Here is a 23,791-nt window from a genome sequence, read left to right as displayed (position 1 = left end):
AGAAAGCTGGGTAATACTATTAATCAACCAATTTATTGTCAACTGGCAAATAATTCGCGACCCGGTTTTTATCAAGTGCAGGGATTTTAATTGCTGTGCAATCAAGATGATGATGTTTGCGGTGAACATCTACATTTTTGTCATGAAATGACGGTTCTGAGCGATGAGCTCGGGTTGGCTATTCGTTACAATCTTTCGAGGATGCTTTGCTCTTCTTCCACTCCTGCAAACAAATCGGGCAAAAACAACGCGCATCTTCGCTTAACGATAATTCCGGATAAATCGGTAAAACCGGTTCCGTGGGCAGCGCTGCGCACCAGCAAGGCTGGCCGGTCTGGTCGGCCATGGCACAGGTGAATTGGGCGGCGCAGCGCGGGCAGATGCTCATGACTTACTCTTTATCTAGAGGAAACTGATGCATGGCGCGACGGATAAGGCGCATTTGGCCGCCGAAGTTGGTGCAGGCGACACAGATCATCATGTGCAAGTGCAAGCGGGTTTTTTCGACAAGGTTTAAGTCTCTGTCCATTTGCTCAGAAACTAAGCGATGTACTTCTCTGCAAGTAGGTTTGATTCCCACGATGTGTCCTAAAGGCGTTTAACTATGTGCAAACCAATTAATATCAAGGCATTCTCTCAGCCGCAATCTGGCGCGATACAAGATCACCCATAGATTAGACGCGCTGAGGTTTAATTCCTTACAAATTTCTTCCGTTTCTAAATCCAGCCATTCACGCATCATAAATACGCGGGCATTTTGTGCGGGTAATTTTTCCAGGCAAACTTCCATCACCTTAAAAAAATCTTGTTGTTCAAGTACTGCTTCGGGATTACCCCAGGCGCGAGGAGGATCAACCGTGTGGCCGTTAGCCTGAAACAAATGATCAATGACATCGTCTTCAGACTGGTCTGTTTCAGTTTCAATTTGAACAGTACGACCAGCCACCCGCAAGCCATCAATGATTTTAAATTTAAGAATGCCGATCACATAAGTGCGCAAGCTAGAAGCGCCAGCAAATTGATCTGGTTTTTCTAGCACCGCCAATAAGGCATCTTGCACAGAATCTTCCGCCAATTCGGGATTGCGCAATTGCAATAATGCAAAGCGTAACAAGGCCGGGCGCATGGCTTCAAGCTGTTGGAATAGGGTTGGAGTAGTCATTTGTGCGGTAGCGTACTGGATTCAATGACTTATTACAAGAAAATCACAGAACGAGGCATGCATTTAGCTGTAAAATCTCATCGATAATTTTATGGGATTTGACATGACCAATCTGCCTCCTGAATTGCCCTCCGACTCACTGACTGATGCCGCTTCTGATTTAGCAACAGCGACGCCGATTGTTAGCGAACTAGCTACAGATTCTATTCCCGCGCACATTAAAGCGGAAATTTTAGCGGAAGCGCTGCCGTATATTCGCAAATTCCACGGTAAAACCATCGTCGTTAAATACGGCGGTAATGCCATGACGGAAGAACGTCTTAAGCACGGTTTCGCCCGCGATGTAATTTTATTAAAGCTGGTCGGCATGAACCCGGTCGTGGTGCATGGCGGCGGCCCGCAAATTGATAGCGCGTTACGTAAAATCGGCAAGCAAGGCACTTTTGTGCAAGGCATGCGAATTACCGATGAAGAAACCATGGAAGTCGTTGAATGGGTGCTGGGCGGTGAAGTGCAGCAAGACATCGTAATGCTGATCAATCATTATGGTGGTCAGGCTGTTGGCTTAACCGGCAAAGACGGCGGTTTAATCCGTGCGCGTCGTTTTGAAATGCCAGACCGTGAAAATCCGGGCAAATTTTTGGATATTGGATTCGTCGGTGAAATTGACGCGATCAATCCAGCAGTGGTTAAAGCGTTGCAGGACGATGCCTTTATCCCGATTATTTCGCCGATTGGTTTTGGTGTCGACGGCCAGGCTTACAATATTAATGCCGACGTTGTTGCCGGCAAAATTGCCGAGATTCTAAAAGCCGAAAAACTCATCATGATGACCAATATTCCTGGCGTGTTAGATAAAGAAGGTAATCTGGTTACCGATTTGTCCGCGCGTGAAATTGATGAAATGTTCGCCGACGGCACAATTTCTGGCGGCATGCTGCCAAAAATTTCATCTGCTTTAGATGCTGCAAAATCGGGTGTCAATACGGTACATATTATTGATGGCCGAATTGAACATTCCCTATTGCTGGAAGTGCTGACCGAACAGGCATTCGGTACGATGATTCGTAGTCACTAACTTGAAGCTAAAGCGCGATTCAACACCGCAAACTACCTGGTTAATTGATTTAGATAACACCCTGCACAACGCCAGTCACGCGGTTTTTCCTGCAATTCATGCCAACATGAACGCCTATATGGCGGACCTTTTGGGTGACGGGAAAAGCCCGGCAGATGCCGCAACAGTAAATGCTGCACGAACGCTGTATTGGAAAAAATATGGCGCGACTTTACTGGGTTTGATTAATCATCACAATGTCAATCCGGCAGAGTTTTTGCAGCAAGCGCATCACTTTGACGATTTACCTAATTTGCTGCGTTATGAGTCCGGCTTGAAGCGCTTATTAAAGCGTTTGCCGGGACGTAAGATTTTATTCACTAATGCACCGCGTCAGTATTCGCGGCAGGTGTTGCAGCACTTAGGGTTGCATCGGCATTTTGATCAGCATATTTCGATTGAGTCTATGCGCGTGCATGGCAAGCTGCGTCCTAAGCCAAGTCGCTGGTTGTTGAGGAAATTGTTGGCGAAGCAAAAATTATCGGCGCGTCATTGTGTATTAATTGAAGACACGCGTGAGAATTTACGTACCGCTAAACAACTGGGGATGAAAACGGTGTGGATTACCCAGTATTTAAAAGAAAAAAAACGATTTACTCGAGCGCACTATATTGATTTGAAAATCCGTTCCATTAAACAAATTCCAACACAACTATCCAGACTGTCATTAAATAAATAGAAACTATGGCCACTTCCAAACCGGGCGAAAAAAAGCTACACATCCTACAAACTTTAGCCAGCATGCTAGAGAATCCCAAGGCTGAGAAAATCACCACTGCGGCACTTGCGGCGCGTATCGGCGTCTCTGAAGCGGCGCTGTATCGGCACTTTGCCAGTAAAGCACAAATGTTTGAAGGCTTGATTGAGTTTATCGAAAGCTCGGTGTTTGGTTTAATTAATCAGATCACCACCCAACAAGAAAATGGCATGTTGCAAGCGCAAGAAATCATCACCATGTTGCTGAGTTTTTCTGCGCGCAATCCCGGTATGACCAAAGTCATGACAGGCCATGCGCTCATCAATGAAGACGAGCGTTTGCAACTGCGCATGAATCAATTTGCTGACCGGATTGAACTGTCATTGAAGCAATCGTTGCGCTTGGCGGCAGTGGCCGGTCAGATTAATGAGGCAGATGTGGCAGTGCGCGCTAATTTGATCCTTTCTGTTGTTTTGGGGCGCTGGCAGCGCTTTGTTAAAACATCGTTTAAGAATGACCCATTAGAAAATTCAGCGGCGCAAATTAGCTTTTTGTTGTCGTAAGGCGGTTCCTGACTCTCTTTAACGGCAAACCATGTCCAGTTTCACCTTACTTGATGACAGCGACGCCAGTGCGGCACAGCCCACTTCGCGGTTATATACCGATCTTCAGCAAGTATTAAGCTGCACCGACGCTGCGCAATTTTCATTCATGCTTGAGCAAATGCAAGCCGCTTTGCAGCAAGGGTTGTATGCAGTGGCGGTGTTTTCGTATGAATTGGGTGTGGAGTTGCAGGGCTTAGATTCTGGCCCTGCGCAGCCATCCAGCATTTTGTTGTATCGGCAGTGTCAGCATTTAAGCCATGAGCAGGTCGGTAGCTGGTTGCAACAACAGTCGGAATGTGTAGCTGAGGTGGCGGGTATTGCCGGGCTACGTTCCAGCGTTGATGAAGATGAATTCACACGCGCCATAGAACGGATTCAGCGCTATATTGCCAGTGGCGACACTTATCAGGTGAATTACACATTCCGTTTACACTTCACGACTTACGGCAGCATTTGCGCGTTGTATCGACGCTTGCGCGAACGTCAATCAGTACCGTATGGCGCGTTGATTGCCATGCCGGACGGCTCGGCAATGCTGTCATTGTCACCGGAATTATTTGTTCGCCATAGCCAGGGCAAACTAAGTGCCCGTCCCATGAAGGGCACTGCCGCCGCGTCAAATACCTGTGACGCAACATTGAATCAGCAACTCAATACGCAGCGCAGTGAGCACTTATCTCTAGACGTAAAAAATCGCGCTGAAAATTTGATGATCGTCGATTTATTACGCAATGATTTGGGCAGAATTGCGCAACTCGGTTCCGTGCAAGTACCCAAATTATTTGAGGTACAGCGCTTTAACTCCGTACTGCAAATGACTTCCAGCGTCACGGCACAATTAAGGGCAGACGTAAATTTAACCGACTTATTTCTGGCGATTTACCCTTGCGGCTCGATTACCGGTGCGCCGAAAATCCGCACCATGCAAATTATCCAGGAAGTGGAAACCGAAACGCGCGGCATTTATACCGGCGCGATAGGTTGGTTTGATCCGACGCAACACAGCTCCTACGGTATACAAAATATCCCCGATTTTTGTTTGTCGGTTCCAATCCGCACGCTGCATTTGCAAGCGCCGCAAGCAAACGGCAATCGCCGTGGCGTGATGGGCGTTGGCGCAGGCATTGTGTTTGATAGTGTGGCAGCCGACGAGTACCAGGAGTGCCAATTGAAAGCGCGCTTTTTAACTGACTTGCCCGCACAATTTGCGCTGTTTGAAACCATGTACGCCACCAAAGAAAACGGTTGCCGGCATGTTGAACGGCATTTACAACGATTGGCTAAAAGCACGCACTATTTTGGGCTGCCTTTGCATGTATCTGACATAGAGCAGCAACTGCAAACAGCTTGCGCTGCGCTACCTGAAAATATTCCGCATCGCCTCAAATTAAGCGTCGATGGCACAGGTCAAATTCAAATTCAAAGCGCCGTTTTAGCCCCGCTGACCATGCCGGTAAAAGTGTTATTTGCCAGTGCTCAGCAGCAGACACAAAACCTATGGCTGCAACATAAAACGACGCAGCGCGCTGAGTATGATCAGGCCTGGCAAATGGCAGAAAGCCAGGGCGCGTTTGATATGCTGTTTTGTAATGAGCGTGGTGAACTCACTGAAGGTGGTCGGACGAATTTGTTAGTGAAAATAGATGGTCGTTGGATCACACCGCCATTAAGTGCTGGCGTATTGCCGGGCGTAATGCGTTCGGTATTAATGGATGATCCGGCGTGGGCGCTGACCGAGCGCAGCATCAGCGTAGAGCTGCTAATGAATGCGGAAGAGATTGCTGTATGTAATGCCTTACGCGGCGTGTTGACTGCGCAGTTGGTGTTGATTTAAGACAGGGTTTTATCGGGAAATTATATCCCCCTATTTTTTTTATATTCAACGTATCCAATGGCTTTCCGGCCGATGGAAGCACGATTTTTTGATCATATATATCAAGCTGCTGTTTCATCGGTTGGGCAGATGAGGCAATGCCCAACTTAACTCATTTGCTTATAGCTTATCCGGCATTGACTGTATTGTTGGCCGGGCCTATGGCGCTGCCTGGTACAGTGATCACTGCGCCAGCCTGTGTATTTACCGTATTGCCAGTTCCGTTCACTGTGATGGTGGAGCCATTAGAAGTGATGATTGTTCCGGATGGTACCAAGACGGAGCTGTTCGCCGGCATAGTATACGAGCTGCCTGCTGTCAGCGATGATGGAGCTGAAGTTGCTGAGCTTGGGCTTGAACCGCCACCGCAGGCAGATAAAGTTGCAACGAAGCAGAGTGCTAAGAATGTGCGCAGGCTATTTTGCATGTTGTAGCTTTCTTTTGAAGAAAAATTAGTTCACTAAGGAAGTAGGGAATCTGAGACAAACATAAATGCTTATCTGCAATTTATGTTTGCGCGATTTTATAGAACGGTGGGAAAGAACGCAATGCCCTATTTAGGGCATTTTGAGTTCTATGTAGGTAGTTTGTCGCTGAGTGCTATGTATTCTCTTCTGGATCATTAAGTGCTTCTTTAGCCGCTTGTTCTGGCGTTAATCCGTCATAAAATAAATCGGTAAACCACTCAACGTGTTCTTCAATATGATCTTGCGCCTGCGCTTGAGTAGCGCCGGCGGCTACTAAATGGCCTTCTACTTCGATGCACCATTCAATGACTGCCATCGTTTCGGCATCAATTTCTTCAGTTTTTTTCTTGGCCATGTTAATTTTCCGTAAGGTTAAGGGTTTTGGTGAACGGGGCCGCAAACTGCACAGTGCGGATTGCGTTTTGCTTTAATTTGTTGCCATTCCATGCTGCGTGCATCGAGCAATAATAATTTACCTGCCAATGAAGTACCTACGTGCATTAACAGCTTTAACGCTTCGGCCGCTTGCACCGTGCCGATGATGCCAACCAAGGGGGCAAATACGCCCATAGTTGAGCAAGCTACTTCTTCAAAATGTAGTTCGGCAGGGAAGATGCAGGCATAGCAGGGCGCATCTGCCTGACGTACATCAAACACACTGCATTGCCCGTCAAAGCTGATTGCAGCACCGGAAACTAACGGTTTTTTATGCGCGACACAAGCCGCATTCACCGCGTGTCGGGTGGCAAAATTGTCCGAGCAATCCAGTACCACATCGGCCTGTTGAACTAGTTCACACAAACGCGCTGCGTCGGCTTTTTCGCACAAAGCATGAATCTGGATATGGGGATTAAGTTGCGCTAAGGTGAGCTTGGCGGAATCGACTTTATTCAAGCCGACGCGCTCTTCAGTATGCAGAATTTGACGTTGTAAATTAGTCAGGTCAACCTGGTCGTGGTCAATCAGGGTAATGCTGCCAACGCCTGCAGACGCGAGGTAAAAAGCAGCGGGTGAGCCTAAGCCACCCGCGCCGATGATCAGTGCCTTAGAAGCCAGCAACCGGCTTTGTCCTTCTATACCTATCTCATCAAGCAAGATGTGGCGCGAATAACGCAGCAGTTGTTGGTCATTCACAGCGTTCTCGCTAACTATTTTTTAGTGGCAGGAATGCTGGCGTCTGGAATTGCTGGAGTTGCCGCTGGTGCTTTAGTTTTATTATCAGTTTTTTCGTCTGATTTTTTATCCGACTTCTTATCTGACTTGGCATCATCTTTAGATTCAGCATCGGCTTTATCCGCTACTTTAGCAAGTTGAACTGGCAAGCCTTTTAAATGATTTAACGCTTGCATCAATTGGAAGTCAGTCGCACTTCCGTACTCCAATGGTTTGAGCGTTTTTTCAATTTCAAGTGCATGCTTTTCATCTGCTGCTTCATCACGTTTTTCTGTGCCGGCAGTACTATCTTTATCGTTATCTAAATGCTTTTGCAAATCAGCTTCACGCAAGCGCAGGCTGTTAATGCCGTCATTTTCTGCGGTTTCTTCCACGTTCAAATCAGGCGTAATCCCTTTGGCTTGAATCGAACGGCCATTTGGCGTGTAATAACGCGCTGTAGTCAGTTTCACGCCGGTGTCGGCACTAATCTGACGAATGGTTTGAACCGAACCTTTACCAAAAGTCTGGGTACCCATAATGACTGCACGTTTGTAGTCTTGCAAAGCACCCGAAACAATCTCAGAAGCGGAAGCTGAGCCGGTATTCACCAACACAACCATCGGCACATTTTTAATCGCTTCAGGCAATTTAGCGAGAGCATCCGGGCCGTTGCGGGTACTATAAAACTCACGGCTGGCAGTGTAGTTTGCTTTGGATTCAGGAATTTGTCCGTTGGTGGTAACTACGGTGACATCCTTTGGCAGAAATATGGCAGAAATACCAATGGCGCTAGGAACCAAGCCACCTGGATTATTCCGCAAATCGAGTACCAAGCCTTTAATGTGTGGATCTTGTGCGTATAAGGCGTTGATCTTTTTAACTAAATCATCGAGTGACGGCTCTTGGAATTGTGAAACACGCAACCATGCATAACCCGGTTCGATCATTTTGCCTTTGACACTTTGAGTCTTGATCAATGCGCGAGTAATCGTCAGGATAATTGGCTTATCAACATTTTTACGCGCAATAGTCAGTGTGACTTTGGTATCTGGCTCACCACGCATGTGTTTTACTGCTTCATCGAGCGTCATGCCTTTAACGGATAAGGAATCTAAGCGGGTGATTAAATCGCCCGCTTTGACACCGGCTTTGTCAGCAGGCGAATCTTCAATTGGGGAGATAATTTTAACAAAACCATCTTCCATGCCGACTTCAATTCCCAACCCGACAAATTTACCTTGGGTCGTCTCCTGGAGTTCTTTGAAGGCTTTTTTGTCCAAATAAACGGAATGCGGATCAAGCGAGGCAACCATGCCCGAAATGGCTTCGGAAATGAGTTTGCTGTCATCAACCGGTTCAACATAATCGGATTTAATCAGGCCAAACACATCGGCAAGTTGTCTTAATTCTTCAATGGGAAGTGGCGTAGCCGTTTTTTGCGCCATTGCAGAAAACTGTAAAGATGCAGCAACGCCAGCCACTAAACCTAAAGTGATTAAGCCAAAATTCTTTAATTTGTTACCCATTTTTCGCCTGAAAGATTTAGTTTGAATCTAAATTGATACTACTATTTGAGATTAATCCAGCTAAGTGGATCAATAGCCTTACCCTGAAACCTAAGTTCGAAGTATAAACCTGATTGTTCATTGCCGCCGCTATTTCCAACAGTAGCAATCACTTCTCCGGCACTGACCGTGTCCCCTGCCTGCTTTAGAACCGATTGATTATTGCCATAAATGCTCATGTATTGCGAGCCATGATCAAGAATAATTAAATTACCGAAACCGCGCAACCATTCTGCAAAAATAACCTTGCCAGAGGCGACCGCTTTAATTTCCGCTCCTTCGTTAGCTCGGATAAATAAGCCCTTCCACGCGGTTCCTTCGCCACGTTGGCTGCCAAATTTAGCACTCAGCTCACCTTTGGTTGGTAAGCGCAAGCGGCCTTTTAGCTGAGCAAATTGGCTATTATCTGAACTGGCTTCGGGAGTTTTGGTGACTTGAATCGGTGCAGACTCGGTGATTGTGCCGGAGCCTGATTTAGTCGACGAAGATTTGCCAGCATCCTTAGCCGGCTTAGCTTCGGTAGCTGCTTTACGCTTGGCTTCCAGCGCCAATTGCGCCAAACGCCGCTTTTCTTGCTGAGCTTGCTCGGCTTTGCGTTGTTCTGCGATGAGCTGGTTAAGCTTGTCAACGAGGGTGGCTAAACGCTGCTCATTTTTTTGTAATTGTCCGGCTTCTTTACGTTGCGCACTCAGCTTGCTGGACAGTTGTTTAATTAAGCCTGCACGTTTTGTTTGTTCTTTAACCAAATCCGATTTCTGTTGCTGCTGTTCCTCTGCGATATCATCTAAATCTTGTTTGGCTTGCTCAGTCGCGAGTTTGTTTTTATCGACGGCGGCTAAGTTGTCGCGTAATTGGCTGATCAGCTTGTTTTGGCTTTGCGATAAATAACCTAAATATTGCAGGTCACGATTGATCCGGTTGGGATTATCTCCTGATAACAGTAGCTGAATCCGGTCACTATTGCCGGTTTGGTATTGTTGTCGCAGCAAAGCAGAGAATTGTTTTTTTTGTTGTTCAACTTGCTGCTGTAATTTTTGCTGCTGCCCAGCTAAATCAGTCAATTTTTGTTGGGTTTGCTGCTGCTCGGCAGAGAGTCCGACTAACTTCCGATTGGCGTTTGAGATCGCGGCTTCTGAATCGGCCAAGCTATCTTCTGCGCGCTGCTTGGCAGACTCCGTGGTGAGGATATCTTGTTTTAAGTCGCTTAATTTTTTACGCAATTCGGCATGCTCAGATTCAGCCGTGCGCTTTTGTTCGTCGCGACCAGGGCTGGCAGACCAGCTTGGAGTAAACCAAGCCAGAACCAGCGCCAGGGCGGCTAATTTTGCTGCGTAAGATTTAGGCAATTAGTTCGCCCGACCTTGGTTTGCAACGGCAGCCATCGCCGCGTTGATAGCGTCTTGATCACCCAGATAATAGTGTCTGATCGGCTTTAAATCGGCATCCAATTCATATACCAACGGTTGGCCGTTCGGTACATTTAAACCAACGATGTCTTGATCACTCACGCCATCCAGCATTTTGATCAACGCACGCAAGCTATTACCGTGAGCAGAAATCAAAACCCGTTTGCCAGATTTGATGGCTGGTGCAATGCTGTCATTCCAGACCGGTAAAACACGTTCAACCGTATCTTTTAAACATTCGGTCAGTGGGATTTGCTTTGGATCTAATTGAGCGTAACGCGGATTATTAAAATCAGTACGCGGGTCGTCCTGCGCCAAAGGCAGAGGAGGAATATCATAGCTGCGGCGCCAGATCATGACTTGATCTTCACCATATTGTGCTGCGGTTTCGGCCTTGTTCAAACCTTGCAATGCACCGTAATGACGCTCATTCAAGCGCCAGTCGTGCTGCACCGGTAACCACATTAAATCCATCGTATCCAGGGTATTCCACAAAGTGCGCACGGCACGTTTGAGTACGGACGTGTAAGCAATATCGAAATCAAAACCGGATTGTTTCAGTAGTTCACCGGCAGCGCGTGCTTCGGCTACGCCTTTTTCTGTCAGGTCAACATCGGTCCAGCCAGTGAAACGATTAGCCAAGTTCCAAGTGGATTCGCCATGGCGCATTAAAACGAGTTTATACATAATAGATTTCAATAAGGATAATAAAAGTAGGAAGCGCTAGAGCCATTAAAGCTAAAACTGGCGCTATTTTCTCACCGTTTCTAAAAGTCTGACAGAGTATTAGCACATTGTTTGGTCATCTATTTTATAATGACGCCGTTAACTTAGACTATTGGATCTGTGTGAAATTTATTATTGATAATATTTGGCTGATTGGTTTGATACTGATTTCAGGTGGCGCATTACTCGTTCCGGTACTGCAACGACGTGGTGCAAAAGTATCTCTTTTGCAAGCAACGCAATTGATGAATCAAAGCAAATGCGTGGTGCTAGATGTGCGTGAAGCCGCTGAATTTGAAGCTGGTCATATCAAAAGCGCTAAAAATATTCCATTGTCCGACCTGTCTAAACGACTCGGTGAACTGGAAAAGCAAAAATCCCACGCAGTCATCACCGTATGCGCAAAAGGAACCCGTTCAGCGACTGCTGCTGCAATGTTAAATCGTGCTGCGTTTACCAACGTAGTGAGTTTGGATGGCGGAATGGCTGCTTGGCAAGAGCAAGGCCTACCAGTTGTCAAATAAAGTTTTAGTTGTGAATATGTAATTTTGGAGTAGTAAGATGACCGTGCAAGTGAAGATGTATAGTACTGGAGTATGCCCTTATTGTATTATGGCAGAACGTTTATTGCAGTCTAAAGGTGTTGATCAGATTGAGAAAGTCAGAATTGATCTTGACCCGCAACAACGTGAATTAATGATGCAACAAACTGGTCGCCGCACGGTGCCGCAAATTTACATCGGCGAACATCATGTAGGCGGTTTTGACGATTTAACTGTATTAGATCGAAGCGGAAAGCTAGACGAATTGCTGCATCCTGCGTAATATTGCGCAACGGATGCAACTTAATGCAAAGCAAGGTCTTGATAAGTTCGAGGGCGACCTCAACTACGAGGCGCTGTTAAGCTAACTAAGTTTGCTGTTCTGTCCTAACCCGCCTTAATTTTTTACCACTGCTCTAAGATGTTCCGGCAGTTTCCATACTAATTTATAGAAAGTGTTTCATGTCAGAAGAAAATTTGCAGCCAGTATTTCAAATCCAACGCGTATACCTGAAGGATTTATCTTTAGAACAGCCTAATTCCCCTGCAATCTTCTTGGAACAAGAAGCGCCAGCAATTGAAGTAGCGGTAGATGTCGCTGCTCAACCTTTGGCTGACGGCATTTACGAATCGACAGTGACTGTTACTGTTACTGCCAAGATCAAAGATAAAGTCGCGTTTTTGGTAGAAGGCAAGCAAGCTGGTATTTTTGAAGTACGCAACGTACCAGAAAATCAACTCGCTCCATTGTTAGGCATTGGTTGCCCAAATATCGTTTATCCATATTTGCGCTCGAATATCGCTGATGCGATTACCCGTGCTGGCTTCCCACCAGTTCACTTGTCGGAAATCAATTTCGAAATGTTTTTCCAACAACGTATGCAAGCTGCCGCCGCTGCAGCAGAACAAGCTCAAGCTGCAGGAACTGAAGAAGTTGCGCAAGTAACGCACTAACAGCCTGGCCTCACTTTGTGTCGGCCAGTTAGTAACTTGGCCGGCACAAAATATCACGCAAAACATTTAGTTATCACTAAACTGTTATCAACAGATGGGAGCTAGTATGAAATCACAAACTCGCTTGGTTATTTTGGCACTGGCAGCTTGTGGATATGCTAGTGGAGCCTTCGCACTTGACTTCAAAAATGTCGGCGCTAGTCCAGTCATCATGTATGACGCACCTTCTATTCGCGGTCAAAAATTATTTATAGCACCACGCGGAATGCCTGTCGAAGTCGTCATTAATTATGGCGCCTGGTCAAAAGTACGTGATTTTGCCGGTGATCTGTCTTGGATTGAAACCAAGCAATTAAGTGAGCGTAAAAATATTCTGGTACGCAATTTAAATGCAAAAATCCGCATTACTGCAGACGATTATTCTGAAGTGGTGTTTTCTGCAGATAAAGGTGTTGTCTTAGAATTGGTTGATACGGTCATTCCAGGCTGGGCTAAAGTAAAACATAGCGATGGTGCAACGGGTTATGTGCGACTGAATGATGTTTGGGGCATTTAATTAAGATTCGAAGCAAGCAAAAACGCATACCCGCCATTATGCTGTCGAACGTTGCGTGTTAACTATTTTCCATTATAAAACATGAAAATCACCATACTAGGTGCCGGTGCCTGGGGTAGTGCGTTGGCAATCGCCTTGGCGCCACGTCATCAGGTAATACTTTGGGGGCGTAATAGTGAAGTTATTCAACAGGCTGATCAAACGCGTCAGCATCAAGGTTTTACTCTCCCACCGTCCCTGCAATTAAGTGCTGATTTTAATCAGGCACTAGCACATGTAAATCAATCGGATAGCTTGTTGATTGTTGCAACCTCGGTTGCTGGCCTACGTCCGTTATCGCAAGCGTTGAAAGCGCATTCTGTGCCGAATTTGATCTGGCTATGCAAAGGCTTGGAAGAAGGCAGTTTGCTATTGCCGCATCAAGTTGTGCAACAAGAGTTGGGTGATACGCTACCTTGCGGTGCTTTGTCCGGTCCATCCTTTGCGCAAGAGGTAGCACTTGGAAAGCCGTGTGCGCTCACTATCGCCTCGAACTTCCCGGTATTGTCTGATTTGGTTGTTAGCGCTTTGCACAGTTCTGCCATGCGTGTTTATTCTAGCGACGATGTGGTCGGTGTTGAAGTGGGTGGCGCGGTAAAAAATATTTTGGCTATTGCCACCGGCGTTGCAGATGGACTTGGCTTAGGTTTAAATGCACGAGCTGCATTGATTACCCGTGGTTTGGCAGAAATAACGCGGCTCGGGCAAGCCTTAGGCGGGAAGTTGGAAACCTTTATGGGTTTGACGGGTATGGGCGATTTAATTCTGACCTGTACCGGGGATTTGTCGCGTAATCGGCGAGTAGGTCTGGCGTTGGCGCAAGGTAAGCCGCTAGCGCAGATCGTCCAAGAGTTAGGGCATGTGGCTGAAGGCGTGCGTTGCGCACAAGCTGTGCAAAGTTTAAGCCGTCAGTACGGCGTAGATATGCCAATTACTGATGCTGTTGCGGGTGTGTTATTTGATGGTGATAGTACCGCAGACATGGTGCGGCGTTTGTTGGCGCGGGACGCTAAGGCGGAGCTTAACTAATTGAGTTTGCAAGGTGTACATTAGGTTTAAAAAAACGGATTCCAGCGCAAACTGGAATCCGTTTTTTTTTATAAAACGTAGCGCGATAAATCGTCATCTACAGCTAAAGCTCCCAACCGTTGTTGAACGTACTCACCGTTAATTTCAATAGCATCGCCGCTATTTTTGTCGGCTTCAAAAGAGATTTCTTCCAACAGTTTTTCCATTACTGTATACAAACGACGAGCACCAATATTTTCAGTCGTTTCATTCACAGAATAAGCGATTTCAGCCAATTTTTTAATGCCGCTATCTACAAACACAATTTGTACATTTTCTGTGGCCAATAAGGCGATGTATTGCTTAGTCAGGCAGGCATCGGTGCCGGTCAAAATCCGTTCAAAGTCAGCGATGGAAAGCGATTCCAACTCAACCCGAATTGGGAAGCGGCCTTGTAATTCCGGGATTAAATCCGATGGCTTGGCTAAGTGAAATGCGCCCGATGCAATGAACAATATATGGTCCGTTTTAATTGTTCCATATTTCGTGTTGACTGTTGTGCCTTCTACTAATGGCAGTAAATCACGTTGCACCCCAGCGCGTGAAACTTCGGCACCGCCGGTTTCAGAGCGACTGGCGATTTTGTCGATTTCATCTAAAAAAACGATGCCGTTTTGCTCAACGCTTTGAATCGCATTTTGCTTAATATCGTCTTCGTTGAGTAATTTTGACGCTTCCTCTTCAATCAATAATTTGAGCGCTTCCGGGATTAGTAATTTGCGTGATTTTTTACGACTGCCACCAACGCCAGAAAACATCGATTTAATTTGCTCGGTCATTTCTTCCATGCCGGGCGGTGCCATGATTTCTAATTGAGGCGCAACGTCAGCAACTTCAATTTCGATTTCTTTATCGTTCAGTGCGCCTTCACGCAAACGTTTGCGTAGAGTCTGGCGAGTGTTGTTGTCAGCTGGGGCTGCATCAGGCGGATTAAGACCAAAATCACGCGCTGGCGGTAAGAGAATATCGAGTATGCGATCTTCGGCTGCATCTTCGGCGCGAGCCCGGACTTTTTTAATTTCCGTGGCACGCGTTTGTTTAATACCAATTTCAATTAAGTCACGAATGATGGTATCGACATCGCGTCCGACATAGCCAACTTCAGTAAATTTAGTGGCCTCAATTTTGATAAAAGGCGCGTCGGCCAGTTTTGCCAGGCGACGGGCAATTTCAGTTTTTCCAACGCCGGTTGGCCCGATCATTAAAATATTTTTTGGCGTGATTTCATTACGCAGTGGTTCGGCCACTTGCTGACGACGCCAGCGGTTACGTAACGCAATTGCCACAGCACGTTTGGCTCGATCTTGCCCTACTACGTGCTTATCGAGTTCGGAGACGATTTCTTGGGGAGTCATGCTCATCATGTTATTCATGGTGATTAATCCAGTGTTTCTATAGTGTGAGATAAATTAGTATAAATACATAATTCGCCAGCGATAGTCAGTGATTTTTTGACAATTTCAATGGGCGAGAGCTCGGTATTTTCTTGCAACGCTTTTGCCGCAGATTGAGCAAATGTACCGCCAGAGCCAATCGCGCCAATGCCATCTTCCGGCTCCAGTACGTCGCCATTACCGGTAATAACCAGGGTTGTTTCGCGATCAGCGACTAATAACATGGCTTCTAAACGACGCAACATGCGGTCAGTGCGCCAGTCTTTGGCTAACTCGACCGAGGCGCGCATTAAATGTCCTTGATGTTTTTCTAATTTGGCTTCAAACCGTTCAATTAAGGTAAATGCATCAGCGGTGCCGCCGGCAAAACCAGCTAACACTTTACCGTGGTACAGCTTACGCACTTTGCGAGCGGTACCCTTCATGACGATGTTGCCTAGTGTGACTTGTCCGTCGCCGCCTAGTGCCACGCTGTTGCCACGCCGGACGGACAGAATGGTGGTGCCGTGAAATTGTTCCATAAATGCCTTAAAGTTGGATATTGTCTAAGCAATCATTAATGATTGCCATGTCGAACGATAAGCAGGAGTTTGGGGCAGGAGTTAAAAATTACAAGCTAGTTAGTTAATAGAAGCTTATCGATTGCAATGCATTCTCAAATAAGTGTAGATGAAAATCATCGTTTCCGTGGAAATATTCTGGCAATGTTTTAATGCTACATATCTGTAGGCATGGTTTATCTGACTTAATAGCAGCCCTGAGTTCGGTGCTTTTAAGCTGGCGAATACAAATTTTTCTGAAAGGCTGCTTACTTGGTTAGTAGCTGATCGAACCATTTTTTCTGATTTGCAACGGCGTACACAAAGGTTCCGCGATGATTCGCTTTTTTAACTTCTATTCCCACAGCGCTAGCGCCTCCCACGAATTTTTGGTAGCTGACCGGAAGAGTGGCGATGTAAGCAGGTACCACCTCATCCTCATCCCCGTAGTAAGTGTGTAAAGGCGTTATGCTGCGCCAGCGAAAGGCTTGGCTGTCCTGTAAAAGCGCCCAATATCGGCTGCTGCCCAATGAGCTTCCGGCGATGAAATCATCCTGGAGTAAATCGTTCATGCGTTTCGGTAGTTTAGGCCCAGCCTCTGCGTAGGTGATTTTGTTGAGATAGAGGTCGCGGGCGATGGATTGGTATTGAGGCTTAAAGGCGGACAGAGTCAGGTTAGGCAAGCCATAGTATTCTTCATAGGCATTTATCTGCAAGATTGCCAAGCCGGGAAGATATACCGCGTCATGGTTTTCTGGCGCATGCAGCCATCGATTCATGATGGCAAACATATCATTGGGAGCGCTAGCAACGGCGGCCGCTTTGACTGGAATGCCAAGACTTTCCAATTTGTTCAAAAAAACCATGGTGCTCCAGCCGCCTTGGGACCAGCCGCTTAAAAATAGAGGTCCCCAGTGAAGTTTCAGATTGACGCTGACCGCCTGCGCAGCGAGCATCATATCCAAACAAGCCTGCTGGGTAGAGGCTTTGACAAGAAAACTATCGGTCTCCGGTGATATGCCTTTGCCAAAATAATCTGCACCGATCACCATATAGCCTTGCCCTGCAAACTGGGCGATCATTAAGCGAGTTTCCATCGAGTTATCGGGGTGGGATGGCACCTCGGTTTTGCTAAATACCGTTCCATGTTGGTAGGAGACCACCGGCATTGTGTCGGCTCCGCTCTCGGGTACTGCCAGCAAACCGGAGGCGCTAGTGGGTCTGCTATTGTGTTCCGGGATCACCGATGGGTAGGTTATCCGGTACAGTTTCACCGGATACCGTGCGGGAGGATAACTCATCGGAAAATCTGAAAACTCTTTCAATTCCGAAGTCAAAATTTGATTTAGCCGATCAACGCTATACGTCGCGATGAGTTGGTATGTGACTCCCGATGGGACGCGGATTTCATTTTCTTGCCCCTGCGTAGCTGCGCTGGTAGCGAACAGAAAAATGCCTGTCGCATACAGAGTGATGGGAAGTCGGCGAAAGTGGAGAAGATTGAGCTGCCAGAGTAAAACACCAAGCGCAATTAAAGTTATTATCGGGAAAACCATAGGTCACCTTTTACTTAACGTATAACTACTGTTCACTCAAAGGAGTGGGAGAATTAGCTTAACTATATGATTCGCTAGCGATGGGAAATGATTTTTTGACGGTGCTAGCTTCGTGTTTATTGCGTAGCGTTGACAGTAGATGAAAATATATTACTGAGTAAGTGTAGGCGAGATTTAGCGTTTTCGTGGGAATATCATGGCGATGTTTTTAAATCCCATGGCATTTAATAAAGCTATTACTAAATGATTCACGTCATGGAATTCAATAGATACATTCAGTTGTTTGGAAAGTGGGATGAGCCCGCTTAACAACTGCCCGCATGAGCTGAAGTCGATTCTATCCAGCTGAGAGCAATCTAACTGAACTGAATTGTGTTGCTGCGCAAAAGTAGCAATGTTGCCGATGAGCACGTCGGTATTGCCATCGATTATTTTAGGCAGTAAAAAGCGATCGGCTTCAACAAACTCAATAGAAATACCTACCGATGCTGCTGTAGCTTTATTTTTTGGCGCTTCAAATGACGGAGGGGAAACTTCATAGGTAATGCAGTAATCAATGCTAGCTTCTTCAAAGGCCGCTTCGTCATTAATGAGCTGTAATAACTCTAACAGTAACAACCAGGGCGCTTCGCTTTCATCGCGTCGGCCCACAGCGACTAAGGCGCGTACATATTTAATTAAATCGTGCGCACCAACTACTGTCAATTCTTGCTTGGATTTTTTTAAAGACTGAAACCCTTTTAATAAGAGTTCACAGCCCATTACATCCACTTCGGTAATACGAACAAATTCAAGCCGCATTTGCTGGTGTTGCTTGGCAAGCGAATTAAGCTTATCTATTTGTTTGTTAATTTGCGCGTTGAGTTTTCCTGAAAAAGAAACGCCAGGCACAAAACCTTTTTCTTTTTTAGGTGCGCTTTGAGTTTGTGCGGTTACCCAAATCGGCGCAGAAATTTCTAGCTTGCTCACATAATCCAGGCTCAACTGTTCAAACTTCACCTGATTGTTGGTGATTTGGTATAAATCAAACAGCATTAACCATGCGGAAGGATTTAATGCATTGTAGTTTTCAGTGTGGATTAAGTTTTGCAGAATGAGTTCAGCGGCTTCAAATTGCTCACTGGCAAAAAGAATCGCGGCTTCTTCTAGTGCCGGTATATTTTCAAGTGAAGAATGGCTGGCGAGTGCCTCGGTACTGGAACCCAGTAAATACTCAGTTACGGCACCGAGAAGAGGCATCGTCGCTTCAAAGTTATCGGTCTGATTAGGGTATTTTTTATGATCGATGGTGTTGTCGTCATCAAACAAGTTAATGTTTGCGTCGGGCTGTTGGCTATTGACGGGTTCTTGCTGTGGTTCGATTTTTTTCTTGATAATGTCACGCGACATTTCGTATTCAATCGCGTCAATCTTACGTTCTGTAGCACGAGCAATATGGCGTTGCGCCATGATTGAATTGGCGAAATCAGCACTCGTATTGGCGGTAAGGCCAGTCGTAGTCAAGAGGCTGTCTTTGGCTGATTTTTGATCAGTCTCAGATGTTTTCTTGCCTCCATTTTTTTTGCCGAAAATCGAAAAAATCACTGCTGTATTCCTGTGTTAATTGCTGGTGGGGGTAAGTGTTGAGGTATTTTTTATAGTAATACACTTACTAGCAATGCTTCACTTAAAACGGTAAGTATATTCGATTTAATAACATGTAAATGTTGCCGTAACACAATCTTACTATTTTTACTGCAGCATTTAGTGAAGTATGCGCCAAATTAAATCCGAATATTCCCTCTCATTAATAATACATTATTTGTCGTTTTTCGCTATGTAAAACAGAAAAAATTAGATGTGGAGAGATTAAAATCGATCGCACTTGTAAAAACAGGTAGCTTTGCCATTAATGGCTAAGCTACCTGTTTTTATAATGTAAGCAGTAATAATTATTGCTTAATCACCATAAAGTTTTTGCTTTAATTCGCGTCGTTGCTGTGCTTCTAAAGACAGGTTAGCCGTTGGACGCGCTAATAATCTTGCTACGCCAATTGGTTCGCCAGTTTCTTCGCACCAACCGTATTCACCTGAATCGATTAATCCGATAGATTGTTGAACTTTTTTGAGCAGTTTGCGTTCGCGGTCACGAGTACGTAGTTCTAGCGCATGCTCTTCTTCAATCGTCGCACGATCAGCCGGATCTGGAACCAAGACTGTTTCACGTAAGTGTTCAGTTGTTTCGTCGGCGTTTTTGAGCAGATCTTTTTCAAGCTGTTGCAAACGCGCCTTAAAAAAAGCCAATTGGGCTTCGTTCATATAATCCTTCTCACCCATCTTCAGAAGTTCTTCTTCCGTGATAATGGATGCCGGTTTATTGCTTGCTGCACTTGTTTTGGTAGTTTTAGTTGCCACTTCGCATACTCTCGATACGACAGATTTGATATAAGAGCAGTCACTTAACGACCGCACGACCCAACTGATAAGAAATTTTTTTCTAAATCAGTAATCCGATAGTTTATACCAGACATTGCTCTAAACCGCTAATAAAAATATCTTTTGGCAAATTATTCCCAATAAATACAATTTTACTTTCTTTTATTTCATCTTTTTCCCATGGGCGGCCAACATCGCTGCCCATAATCTGATGAACGCCCTGAAAAACCACTTTGCAATCGGCTCCGTCCATAAATAGGATGCCTTTATAACGCAGCATTTGAGGGCCAAACGCAGTAATTATTCCACTTAAATATTCATCTAGCAATGCCGTATTAAAAGGACGTTGGCTTTTAAAAACAAAAGCGGAAATATCGTCCAGATGTTGATGGGCATGGTCATGATCGTGATGGTCGCAGTGGGAATGATCTTCATGTTCGCAATGTTCTGCATCGTCATGGTGATGATGTTCTTCTTCAGTTTCACCCATAAAGTCAGGATCAATGGCGAGCTTGTCATTAAGATTGAAGCCACGCAAATCTAATACATCGGCAATCGCAACTTGTCCAAAATGTGCGGTGGTAATTGGCGCGCGTGGATTAATCCGTTTGAGTCTGGCGGTTAAAGAATCTAAATCTGTTGCCGTAACCAGATCTGCTTTGCTGATAAACAGTTTGTCGGCAAAGCCAACCTGACGTTGCGCTTCCTGATGTTGGTCTAACTGTTGCATGGCGTGTTTGGCGTCCACTACCGTGATGATGGCGTCTAGCATATAGTGGCTAGCGACTTGATCATCTACAAAAAAAGTTTGCGCGACCGGGCCTGGATTGGCGAGACCAGTGGTTTCGATAATTAAATGGTCGAAACTAATTTCACCAGCGTTACGTTTTTCTGCCAGATTGCTTAATGCAACAATTAAATCACCGCGCACCGTGCAACAAATACAGCCGTTATTCATTTCAATGATTTGCTCTTTGGTGTCGCGATGCAAAATTTCATTATCTATGTTTTCTGCGCCGAATTCATTCTCAATCACGGCGATTTTAAAGCCATGATCTTCATGCAAAATGCGGTTTAACAAGGTGGTTTTTCCTGCACCTAAAAAACCGGTCAAGATTGTGCTGGGAATGAGTTTCATGATATTCAATCGTTGCTATAAATAGTTTATTTTGTTTTTGCGCGCGGATGCGCCGCATCATAAACTTGAGATAAATGTTGAAAATCCAAGGCCGTATATACCTGGGTAGATGCCAGCGAAGAATGTCCTAATAATTCCTGTACGGCACGTAAATCGCCGGAGGATTGCAGCACATGTGATGCAAAAGAATGGCGCAAAACGTGTGGATGAACATTGCTTTTTATTTCTAATTGCTGCGCATGTGCTTTGATCCGTAATTGTACTAAACGTGCTGACATGCGTGTGCCGCGGCTGGTTAAAAACAGCGCATGCGGTTCCAACTTTAATAAACTGGGGCGTTGTCCCAGCCAATGTTGCAGCGCCGTAATTGCCGAACTCCCAATGGGCACTTCACGGACTTTATTGCCTTTTCCTGTCACATGCACCATTTGCTCTGCCAGGTCTATCCAACCGGACGATGTATAAGCAGCTTCTTTACAATAACCGATGTCCAGGTTAACTAATTCAGATACCCGTAAGCCGCTCGAATACAGCAATTCAAACATCGCATGGTCAGCCGCTTGCGACGCGGAAGTACCTAGCGCATGTTCAACTAAATGCACCGCTTCATCGACCGATAACGCTTTAGGTAAGCTTTTACTGCGTTTAGGCGCTTTGATGCCGATAACGGGATTGATCTCTGTATCGGTATGATTAGATAACCAGGAAAAAAAACTGCGCCAGCATGACAAATGTCGCGCAATGGAACGCGCTTGTAACTGCTTGCTGTGTAATTGACTGGTCAGTTTCCGGATTTGCAGGGTGCTGACCTGATGCGGCGGGGTGCTGGCGAACAGGGCGGATAGGCTAATTAAATCGGTCCGATAACTGCTAATAGTATGCGGCGAATAATGGCGAATATCACGCAAATACGCCAGGAAACTTACGCAGTCTGGATGCAATACTGGTGTGGTTTCCGTGGCGGTATTCATGCTGCTACTTACTTAATCAAGCAGCTTAATGCCGCGCTGCTTGTGTCGGCAATTTGTGACAACAAGTCGGTGGCCATGGTGCTGGTAAAACGATATTTATCGGATGATCCAAGCACTAATAAACCGATCACTTCGCCGTTGGCGCGTAACGGTAACATGGCAAGGGAGGCGACCGGCGCGTCTATCCAGCTTGCGGCTTCAAAGTCTTTATTTTCGCCACAAAACGGAGCATTTAAGCCGCGTGCAAATAAGCGGATATCATCACTGGCTGGACTGGCAAACCAGGCATGCTGATATTCTTCCGCGACATTCCACAGGCGCAAAGAAGCGTGTGGAAGTGAGAAAAATTCTTGCAAATTGGTCGTGAGTAAATGCGGTAAATCGACATCATTTCTAGCTAATAAAAGTGAGTTAGTCCATTTTTGAAATTTAGCCGTAGCGTTGTCGTTTTCTTGCGCCATGCGCAGCAATTCAGATAAACGTAATTCAAGATGGCGATATTTATCGCGCACTACTTCCATTTGTCGTTCTTGCAAAGAAACTGCGCGGCCCAATAAGGGGCTAGACAATTTAATCGTTCCTAACAGTTCGGCATGCTCTTCAAAAAAATGCGGATTGGTTGCTAAGAAACTGGCTACTTCGATGTGATTCATACTAGTGACAACCTTTTATAAATTAGGACTTGCGCATAGTGCTCAGGCAAGGAGAGCACGATGGGTAAGTCTTATAGATTAAATTCGCCTTCAAAGACGGTTACGGCAGGGCCAGTTAAAAACACCGATTGACCGACGCCGGCCCAGCTAATAGTGAGTTCGCCGCCGCGCGCAGTGACTTGCACCGGAGAGGTTAAATGACCGCGTAAAATTCCGGCCACAACGGCTGCGCAAGCACCGGTACCACATGCTAGCGTTTCGCCGGCACCGCGTTCAAAGACGCGTAATTTAATATTGTGCTGATCAATGATTTGCATAAATCCGGCATTCACGTGATGTGGAAAGCGCGGATGGCATTCAATCAATGGGCCGTCGGTAAGAACCGGTGCCGCATCAACATCTGTCACGATTTGTACCGCGTGCGGATTGCCCATTGAAACGACGGAAATTAAGACGGCGGATTTGCCGGTTTTTTTACCGACATTCAGTGGCCAAAGCGTCGCTTGTGCTTCAGTCTTGCTGACTAAATCTGTTGTATCAAAAGGGACTTGCGTCGCATCTAAAATTGGCGCGTTCATATCTACTGTAACGCTGCCATCCGTTTCAAGATTGAGCTCAATAATGCCTTTCATGATCTCAACTTTAATGCGGGTTTTTTTGATGAGCTTTTTTTCGTGGACAAATTTTACAAATGCCCGGGCGCCGTTGCCGCAATGTTCCACTTCGCCACCGTCGGCATTAAATATGCGATAACGGAAATCAACTTCGGGAAGTGTGGAGCGCTCTACAACTAGCATTTGATCCGCGCCGACACCAAAGCGTCGATCGGCTAATTTTTTCCATTGTTCTGGCGTAAATGCGATTTGCTGATGGATGCCGTTAAACACCAAAAAGTCATTTCCCGCGCCGTGCATTTTTGTGAATTTTATTTTCATGCTGCGTTTCTATTTGAGTGGAACAAATGAATAGGCGAACAAGTAAGCGAACAAACAACATTGGATTATAGGCTGCTCTAATGATAGTAAGCAATTTTACTATCGCAGAGAAGCTTTCCATATACTCTCATGTTTTTTTGAAAATTTTAACGTATCCAATGGGTCATCTGTCGATTAAAAATGAGTTTTTCGACAGTATTAATAATTCCCAATGTAGAGCCTGGTTAATATCAACAAATATTTATTTAATACACGGGT

The 23,791-nt window shown here is 45.7% G+C and carries 27 protein-coding genes; 10 read left to right on the top strand and 17 right to left on the bottom strand.

Annotated features, from left to right (window positions below):
• Positions 1-178 precede the first annotated feature (178 nt).
• From S2091_RS05415 to S2091_RS05405, 3 genes are all read right to left on the bottom strand, one after another.
• Positions 179-388: a cysteine-rich CWC family protein gene (locus S2091_RS05415; protein WP_105530769.1), complete on the bottom strand. Its 210-nt coding sequence runs from the start codon at positions 386-388 to the stop codon at positions 179-181.
• Between the two features lie 3 nt (positions 389-391).
• The gene (locus tag S2091_RS05410; protein WP_243405328.1) at positions 392-529 is read right to left on the bottom strand and encodes a hypothetical protein; all 138 of its coding nucleotides are present in this window, start codon (positions 527-529) and stop codon (positions 392-394) included.
• A gap of 69 nt (positions 530-598) precedes the next feature.
• Positions 599-1,162 carry a sigma-70 family RNA polymerase sigma factor gene (locus tag S2091_RS05405; protein ID WP_105530767.1) on the bottom strand — a complete coding sequence of 188 codons (564 nt, stop codon included), beginning with the start codon at positions 1,160-1,162 and terminating at the stop codon, positions 599-601.
• 103 nt (positions 1,163-1,265) lie between these two features.
• Here S2091_RS05405 and argB point away from each other — a divergent pair, with 103 nt between their 5' ends.
• The 5 genes from argB (at position 1,266) to S2091_RS05380 (ending at position 5,888) form a co-directional block, all read left to right on the top strand.
• Positions 1,266-2,240 (top strand): acetylglutamate kinase, encoded by a 975-nt coding sequence (gene argB, locus S2091_RS05400; protein ID WP_243405326.1) that lies wholly within the window; start codon positions 1,266-1,268, stop codon positions 2,238-2,240.
• A gap of 1 nt (position 2,241) precedes the next feature.
• A complete protein-coding gene (locus tag S2091_RS05395; RefSeq protein WP_105530766.1) occupies positions 2,242-2,958 on the top strand; it encodes a pyrimidine 5'-nucleotidase in 717 nt (238 codons plus the stop codon).
• A gap of 5 nt (positions 2,959-2,963) precedes the next feature.
• Positions 2,964-3,539, top strand: a complete 576-nt coding sequence (gene slmA / locus S2091_RS05390) for a nucleoid occlusion factor SlmA (RefSeq protein ID WP_105530765.1) — start codon at positions 2,964-2,966, stop codon at positions 3,537-3,539.
• 31 nt (positions 3,540-3,570) lie between these two features.
• The gene (locus S2091_RS05385; RefSeq protein ID WP_105530764.1) at positions 3,571-5,415 is read left to right on the top strand and encodes a chorismate-binding protein; all 1,845 of its coding nucleotides are present in this window, start codon (positions 3,571-3,573) and stop codon (positions 5,413-5,415) included.
• A 137-nt stretch (positions 5,416-5,552) separates the two neighbouring features.
• Entirely contained in the window at positions 5,553-5,888 is a 336-nt protein-coding gene (locus S2091_RS05380; protein ID WP_105530763.1) for a hypothetical protein, read from the top strand.
• 166 nt (positions 5,889-6,054) lie between these two features.
• On the opposite strand, the gene S2091_RS05375 is transcribed toward S2091_RS05380, so the two are convergent.
• Genes S2091_RS05375 through gpmA form a run of 5 tightly spaced genes read right to left on the bottom strand, consistent with a single transcriptional unit; the run spans position 6,055 to position 10,734 of the window.
• On the bottom strand, positions 6,055-6,276 hold the full coding sequence (locus S2091_RS05375) for a hypothetical protein (RefSeq protein WP_105530762.1): 222 nt from the start codon (positions 6,274-6,276) through the stop codon (positions 6,055-6,057).
• Between the two features lie 17 nt (positions 6,277-6,293).
• A complete protein-coding gene (locus S2091_RS05370) occupies positions 6,294-7,055 on the bottom strand; it encodes a HesA/MoeB/ThiF family protein (RefSeq protein WP_105530761.1) in 762 nt (253 codons plus the stop codon).
• Positions 7,056-7,069: 14 nt separating this feature from the next.
• Positions 7,070-8,602 (bottom strand): S41 family peptidase, encoded by a 1,533-nt coding sequence (locus S2091_RS05365; protein ID WP_105530760.1) that lies wholly within the window; start codon positions 8,600-8,602, stop codon positions 7,070-7,072.
• 41 nt (positions 8,603-8,643) lie between these two features.
• The gene (locus S2091_RS05360; RefSeq protein WP_243405325.1) at positions 8,644-9,987 is read right to left on the bottom strand and encodes a murein hydrolase activator EnvC family protein; all 1,344 of its coding nucleotides are present in this window, start codon (positions 9,985-9,987) and stop codon (positions 8,644-8,646) included.
• Complete coding sequence (gene gpmA, locus S2091_RS05355) at positions 9,988-10,734, bottom strand: 2,3-diphosphoglycerate-dependent phosphoglycerate mutase (RefSeq protein WP_105530759.1); 747 nt, start codon at positions 10,732-10,734, stop codon at positions 9,988-9,990.
• A gap of 161 nt (positions 10,735-10,895) precedes the next feature.
• Here gpmA and S2091_RS05350 point away from each other — a divergent pair, with 161 nt between their 5' ends.
• From S2091_RS05350 to S2091_RS05330, 5 genes are all read left to right on the top strand, one after another.
• The gene (locus tag S2091_RS05350; RefSeq protein ID WP_105530805.1) at positions 10,896-11,297 is read left to right on the top strand and encodes a rhodanese-like domain-containing protein; all 402 of its coding nucleotides are present in this window, start codon (positions 10,896-10,898) and stop codon (positions 11,295-11,297) included.
• Between the two features lie 37 nt (positions 11,298-11,334).
• Complete coding sequence (grxC, locus tag S2091_RS05345) at positions 11,335-11,598, top strand: glutaredoxin 3 (protein ID WP_105530758.1); 264 nt, start codon at positions 11,335-11,337, stop codon at positions 11,596-11,598.
• A 179-nt stretch (positions 11,599-11,777) separates the two neighbouring features.
• Positions 11,778-12,269: a protein-export chaperone SecB gene (secB, locus tag S2091_RS05340; protein ID WP_105530757.1), complete on the top strand. Its 492-nt coding sequence runs from the start codon at positions 11,778-11,780 to the stop codon at positions 12,267-12,269.
• A gap of 106 nt (positions 12,270-12,375) precedes the next feature.
• Positions 12,376-12,825, top strand: coding sequence for an SH3 domain-containing protein (locus tag S2091_RS05335; RefSeq protein WP_105530756.1), 450 nt, complete (start codon positions 12,376-12,378; stop codon positions 12,823-12,825).
• Positions 12,826-12,906: 81 nt separating this feature from the next.
• On the top strand, positions 12,907-13,893 hold the full coding sequence (locus S2091_RS05330; protein WP_105530755.1) for an NAD(P)H-dependent glycerol-3-phosphate dehydrogenase: 987 nt from the start codon (positions 12,907-12,909) through the stop codon (positions 13,891-13,893).
• 68 nt (positions 13,894-13,961) lie between these two features.
• On the opposite strand, the gene hslU is transcribed toward S2091_RS05330, so the two are convergent.
• From hslU to dapF, 9 genes are all read right to left on the bottom strand, one after another.
• Complete coding sequence (gene hslU, locus S2091_RS05325) at positions 13,962-15,293, bottom strand: ATP-dependent protease ATPase subunit HslU (protein WP_105530754.1); 1,332 nt, start codon at positions 15,291-15,293, stop codon at positions 13,962-13,964.
• Positions 15,294-15,310: 17 nt separating this feature from the next.
• Positions 15,311-15,847, bottom strand: a complete 537-nt coding sequence (gene hslV, locus S2091_RS05320; protein ID WP_105530753.1) for an ATP-dependent protease subunit HslV — start codon at positions 15,845-15,847, stop codon at positions 15,311-15,313.
• 287 nt (positions 15,848-16,134) lie between these two features.
• The gene (locus tag S2091_RS05315; protein ID WP_105530752.1) at positions 16,135-17,421 is read right to left on the bottom strand and encodes an alpha/beta hydrolase family protein; all 1,287 of its coding nucleotides are present in this window, start codon (positions 17,419-17,421) and stop codon (positions 16,135-16,137) included.
• Between the two features lie 174 nt (positions 17,422-17,595).
• Complete coding sequence (locus S2091_RS05310) at positions 17,596-19,005, bottom strand: hypothetical protein (RefSeq protein WP_105530751.1); 1,410 nt, start codon at positions 19,003-19,005, stop codon at positions 17,596-17,598.
• Between the two features lie 354 nt (positions 19,006-19,359).
• Positions 19,360-19,764, bottom strand: coding sequence for an RNA polymerase-binding protein DksA (gene dksA, locus S2091_RS05305; RefSeq protein ID WP_105530804.1), 405 nt, complete (start codon positions 19,762-19,764; stop codon positions 19,360-19,362).
• A gap of 154 nt (positions 19,765-19,918) precedes the next feature.
• A complete protein-coding gene (locus tag S2091_RS05300) occupies positions 19,919-20,974 on the bottom strand; it encodes a CobW family GTP-binding protein (RefSeq protein WP_105530750.1) in 1,056 nt (351 codons plus the stop codon).
• Between the two features lie 26 nt (positions 20,975-21,000).
• Positions 21,001-21,945 (bottom strand): tyrosine recombinase XerC, encoded by a 945-nt coding sequence (locus tag S2091_RS05295; RefSeq protein ID WP_105530749.1) that lies wholly within the window; start codon positions 21,943-21,945, stop codon positions 21,001-21,003.
• Positions 21,946-21,953: 8 nt separating this feature from the next.
• A complete protein-coding gene (locus tag S2091_RS05290) occupies positions 21,954-22,598 on the bottom strand; it encodes a DUF484 family protein (protein ID WP_105530748.1) in 645 nt (214 codons plus the stop codon).
• A gap of 71 nt (positions 22,599-22,669) precedes the next feature.
• Positions 22,670-23,533: a diaminopimelate epimerase gene (gene dapF, locus S2091_RS05285; protein ID WP_105530747.1), complete on the bottom strand. Its 864-nt coding sequence runs from the start codon at positions 23,531-23,533 to the stop codon at positions 22,670-22,672.
• Positions 23,534-23,791 lie beyond the last annotated feature (258 nt).

It is taken from the genome of Solimicrobium silvestre (genome assembly GCF_002976435.1).
Taxonomy (GTDB): domain Bacteria; phylum Pseudomonadota; class Gammaproteobacteria; order Burkholderiales; family Burkholderiaceae_D; genus Solimicrobium; species Solimicrobium silvestre.
Note: the sequence above shows the minus strand (reverse complement) of the source record. Positions and strands in the feature narration are given on the sequence as shown.

Excerpts from the sequence above, each read along its gene's own strand:
- S2091_RS05415 (WP_105530769.1), bottom strand. The coding sequence starts at position 388 with ATGAGCATCTGCCCGCGCTGCGCCGCCCAATTCACCTGTGCCATGGCC.
- S2091_RS05410 (WP_243405328.1), bottom strand. The coding sequence starts at position 529 with ATGGACAGAGACTTAAACCTTGTCGAAAAAACCCGCTTGCACTTGCAC.
- S2091_RS05405 (WP_105530767.1), bottom strand. The coding sequence starts at position 1,162 with ATGACTACTCCAACCCTATTCCAACAGCTTGAAGCCATGCGCCCGGCC.
- argB (WP_243405326.1), top strand. The coding sequence starts at position 1,266 with ATGACCAATCTGCCTCCTGAATTGCCCTCCGACTCACTGACTGATGCC.
- slmA (WP_105530765.1), top strand. The coding sequence starts at position 2,964 with ATGGCCACTTCCAAACCGGGCGAAAAAAAGCTACACATCCTACAAACT.
- S2091_RS05385 (WP_105530764.1), top strand. The coding sequence starts at position 3,571 with ATGTCCAGTTTCACCTTACTTGATGACAGCGACGCCAGTGCGGCACAG.
- S2091_RS05380 (WP_105530763.1), top strand. The coding sequence starts at position 5,553 with ATGCCCAACTTAACTCATTTGCTTATAGCTTATCCGGCATTGACTGTA.
- S2091_RS05375 (WP_105530762.1), bottom strand. The coding sequence starts at position 6,276 with ATGGCCAAGAAAAAAACTGAAGAAATTGATGCCGAAACGATGGCAGTC.
- S2091_RS05365 (WP_105530760.1), bottom strand. The coding sequence starts at position 8,602 with ATGGGTAACAAATTAAAGAATTTTGGCTTAATCACTTTAGGTTTAGTG.
- gpmA (WP_105530759.1), bottom strand. The coding sequence starts at position 10,734 with ATGTATAAACTCGTTTTAATGCGCCATGGCGAATCCACTTGGAACTTG.
- grxC (WP_105530758.1), top strand. The coding sequence starts at position 11,335 with ATGACCGTGCAAGTGAAGATGTATAGTACTGGAGTATGCCCTTATTGT.
- secB (WP_105530757.1), top strand. The coding sequence starts at position 11,778 with ATGTCAGAAGAAAATTTGCAGCCAGTATTTCAAATCCAACGCGTATAC.
- S2091_RS05335 (WP_105530756.1), top strand. The coding sequence starts at position 12,376 with ATGAAATCACAAACTCGCTTGGTTATTTTGGCACTGGCAGCTTGTGGA.
- S2091_RS05330 (WP_105530755.1), top strand. The coding sequence starts at position 12,907 with ATGAAAATCACCATACTAGGTGCCGGTGCCTGGGGTAGTGCGTTGGCA.
- hslU (WP_105530754.1), bottom strand. The coding sequence starts at position 15,293 with ATGAGCATGACTCCCCAAGAAATCGTCTCCGAACTCGATAAGCACGTA.
- hslV (WP_105530753.1), bottom strand. The coding sequence starts at position 15,847 with ATGGAACAATTTCACGGCACCACCATTCTGTCCGTCCGGCGTGGCAAC.
- S2091_RS05315 (WP_105530752.1), bottom strand. The coding sequence starts at position 17,421 with ATGGTTTTCCCGATAATAACTTTAATTGCGCTTGGTGTTTTACTCTGG.
- S2091_RS05300 (WP_105530750.1), bottom strand. The coding sequence starts at position 20,974 with ATGAAACTCATTCCCAGCACAATCTTGACCGGTTTTTTAGGTGCAGGA.
- S2091_RS05295 (WP_105530749.1), bottom strand. The coding sequence starts at position 21,945 with ATGAATACCGCCACGGAAACCACACCAGTATTGCATCCAGACTGCGTA.
- S2091_RS05290 (WP_105530748.1), bottom strand. The coding sequence starts at position 22,598 with ATGAATCACATCGAAGTAGCCAGTTTCTTAGCAACCAATCCGCATTTT.
- dapF (WP_105530747.1), bottom strand. The coding sequence starts at position 23,533 with ATGAAAATAAAATTCACAAAAATGCACGGCGCGGGAAATGACTTTTTG.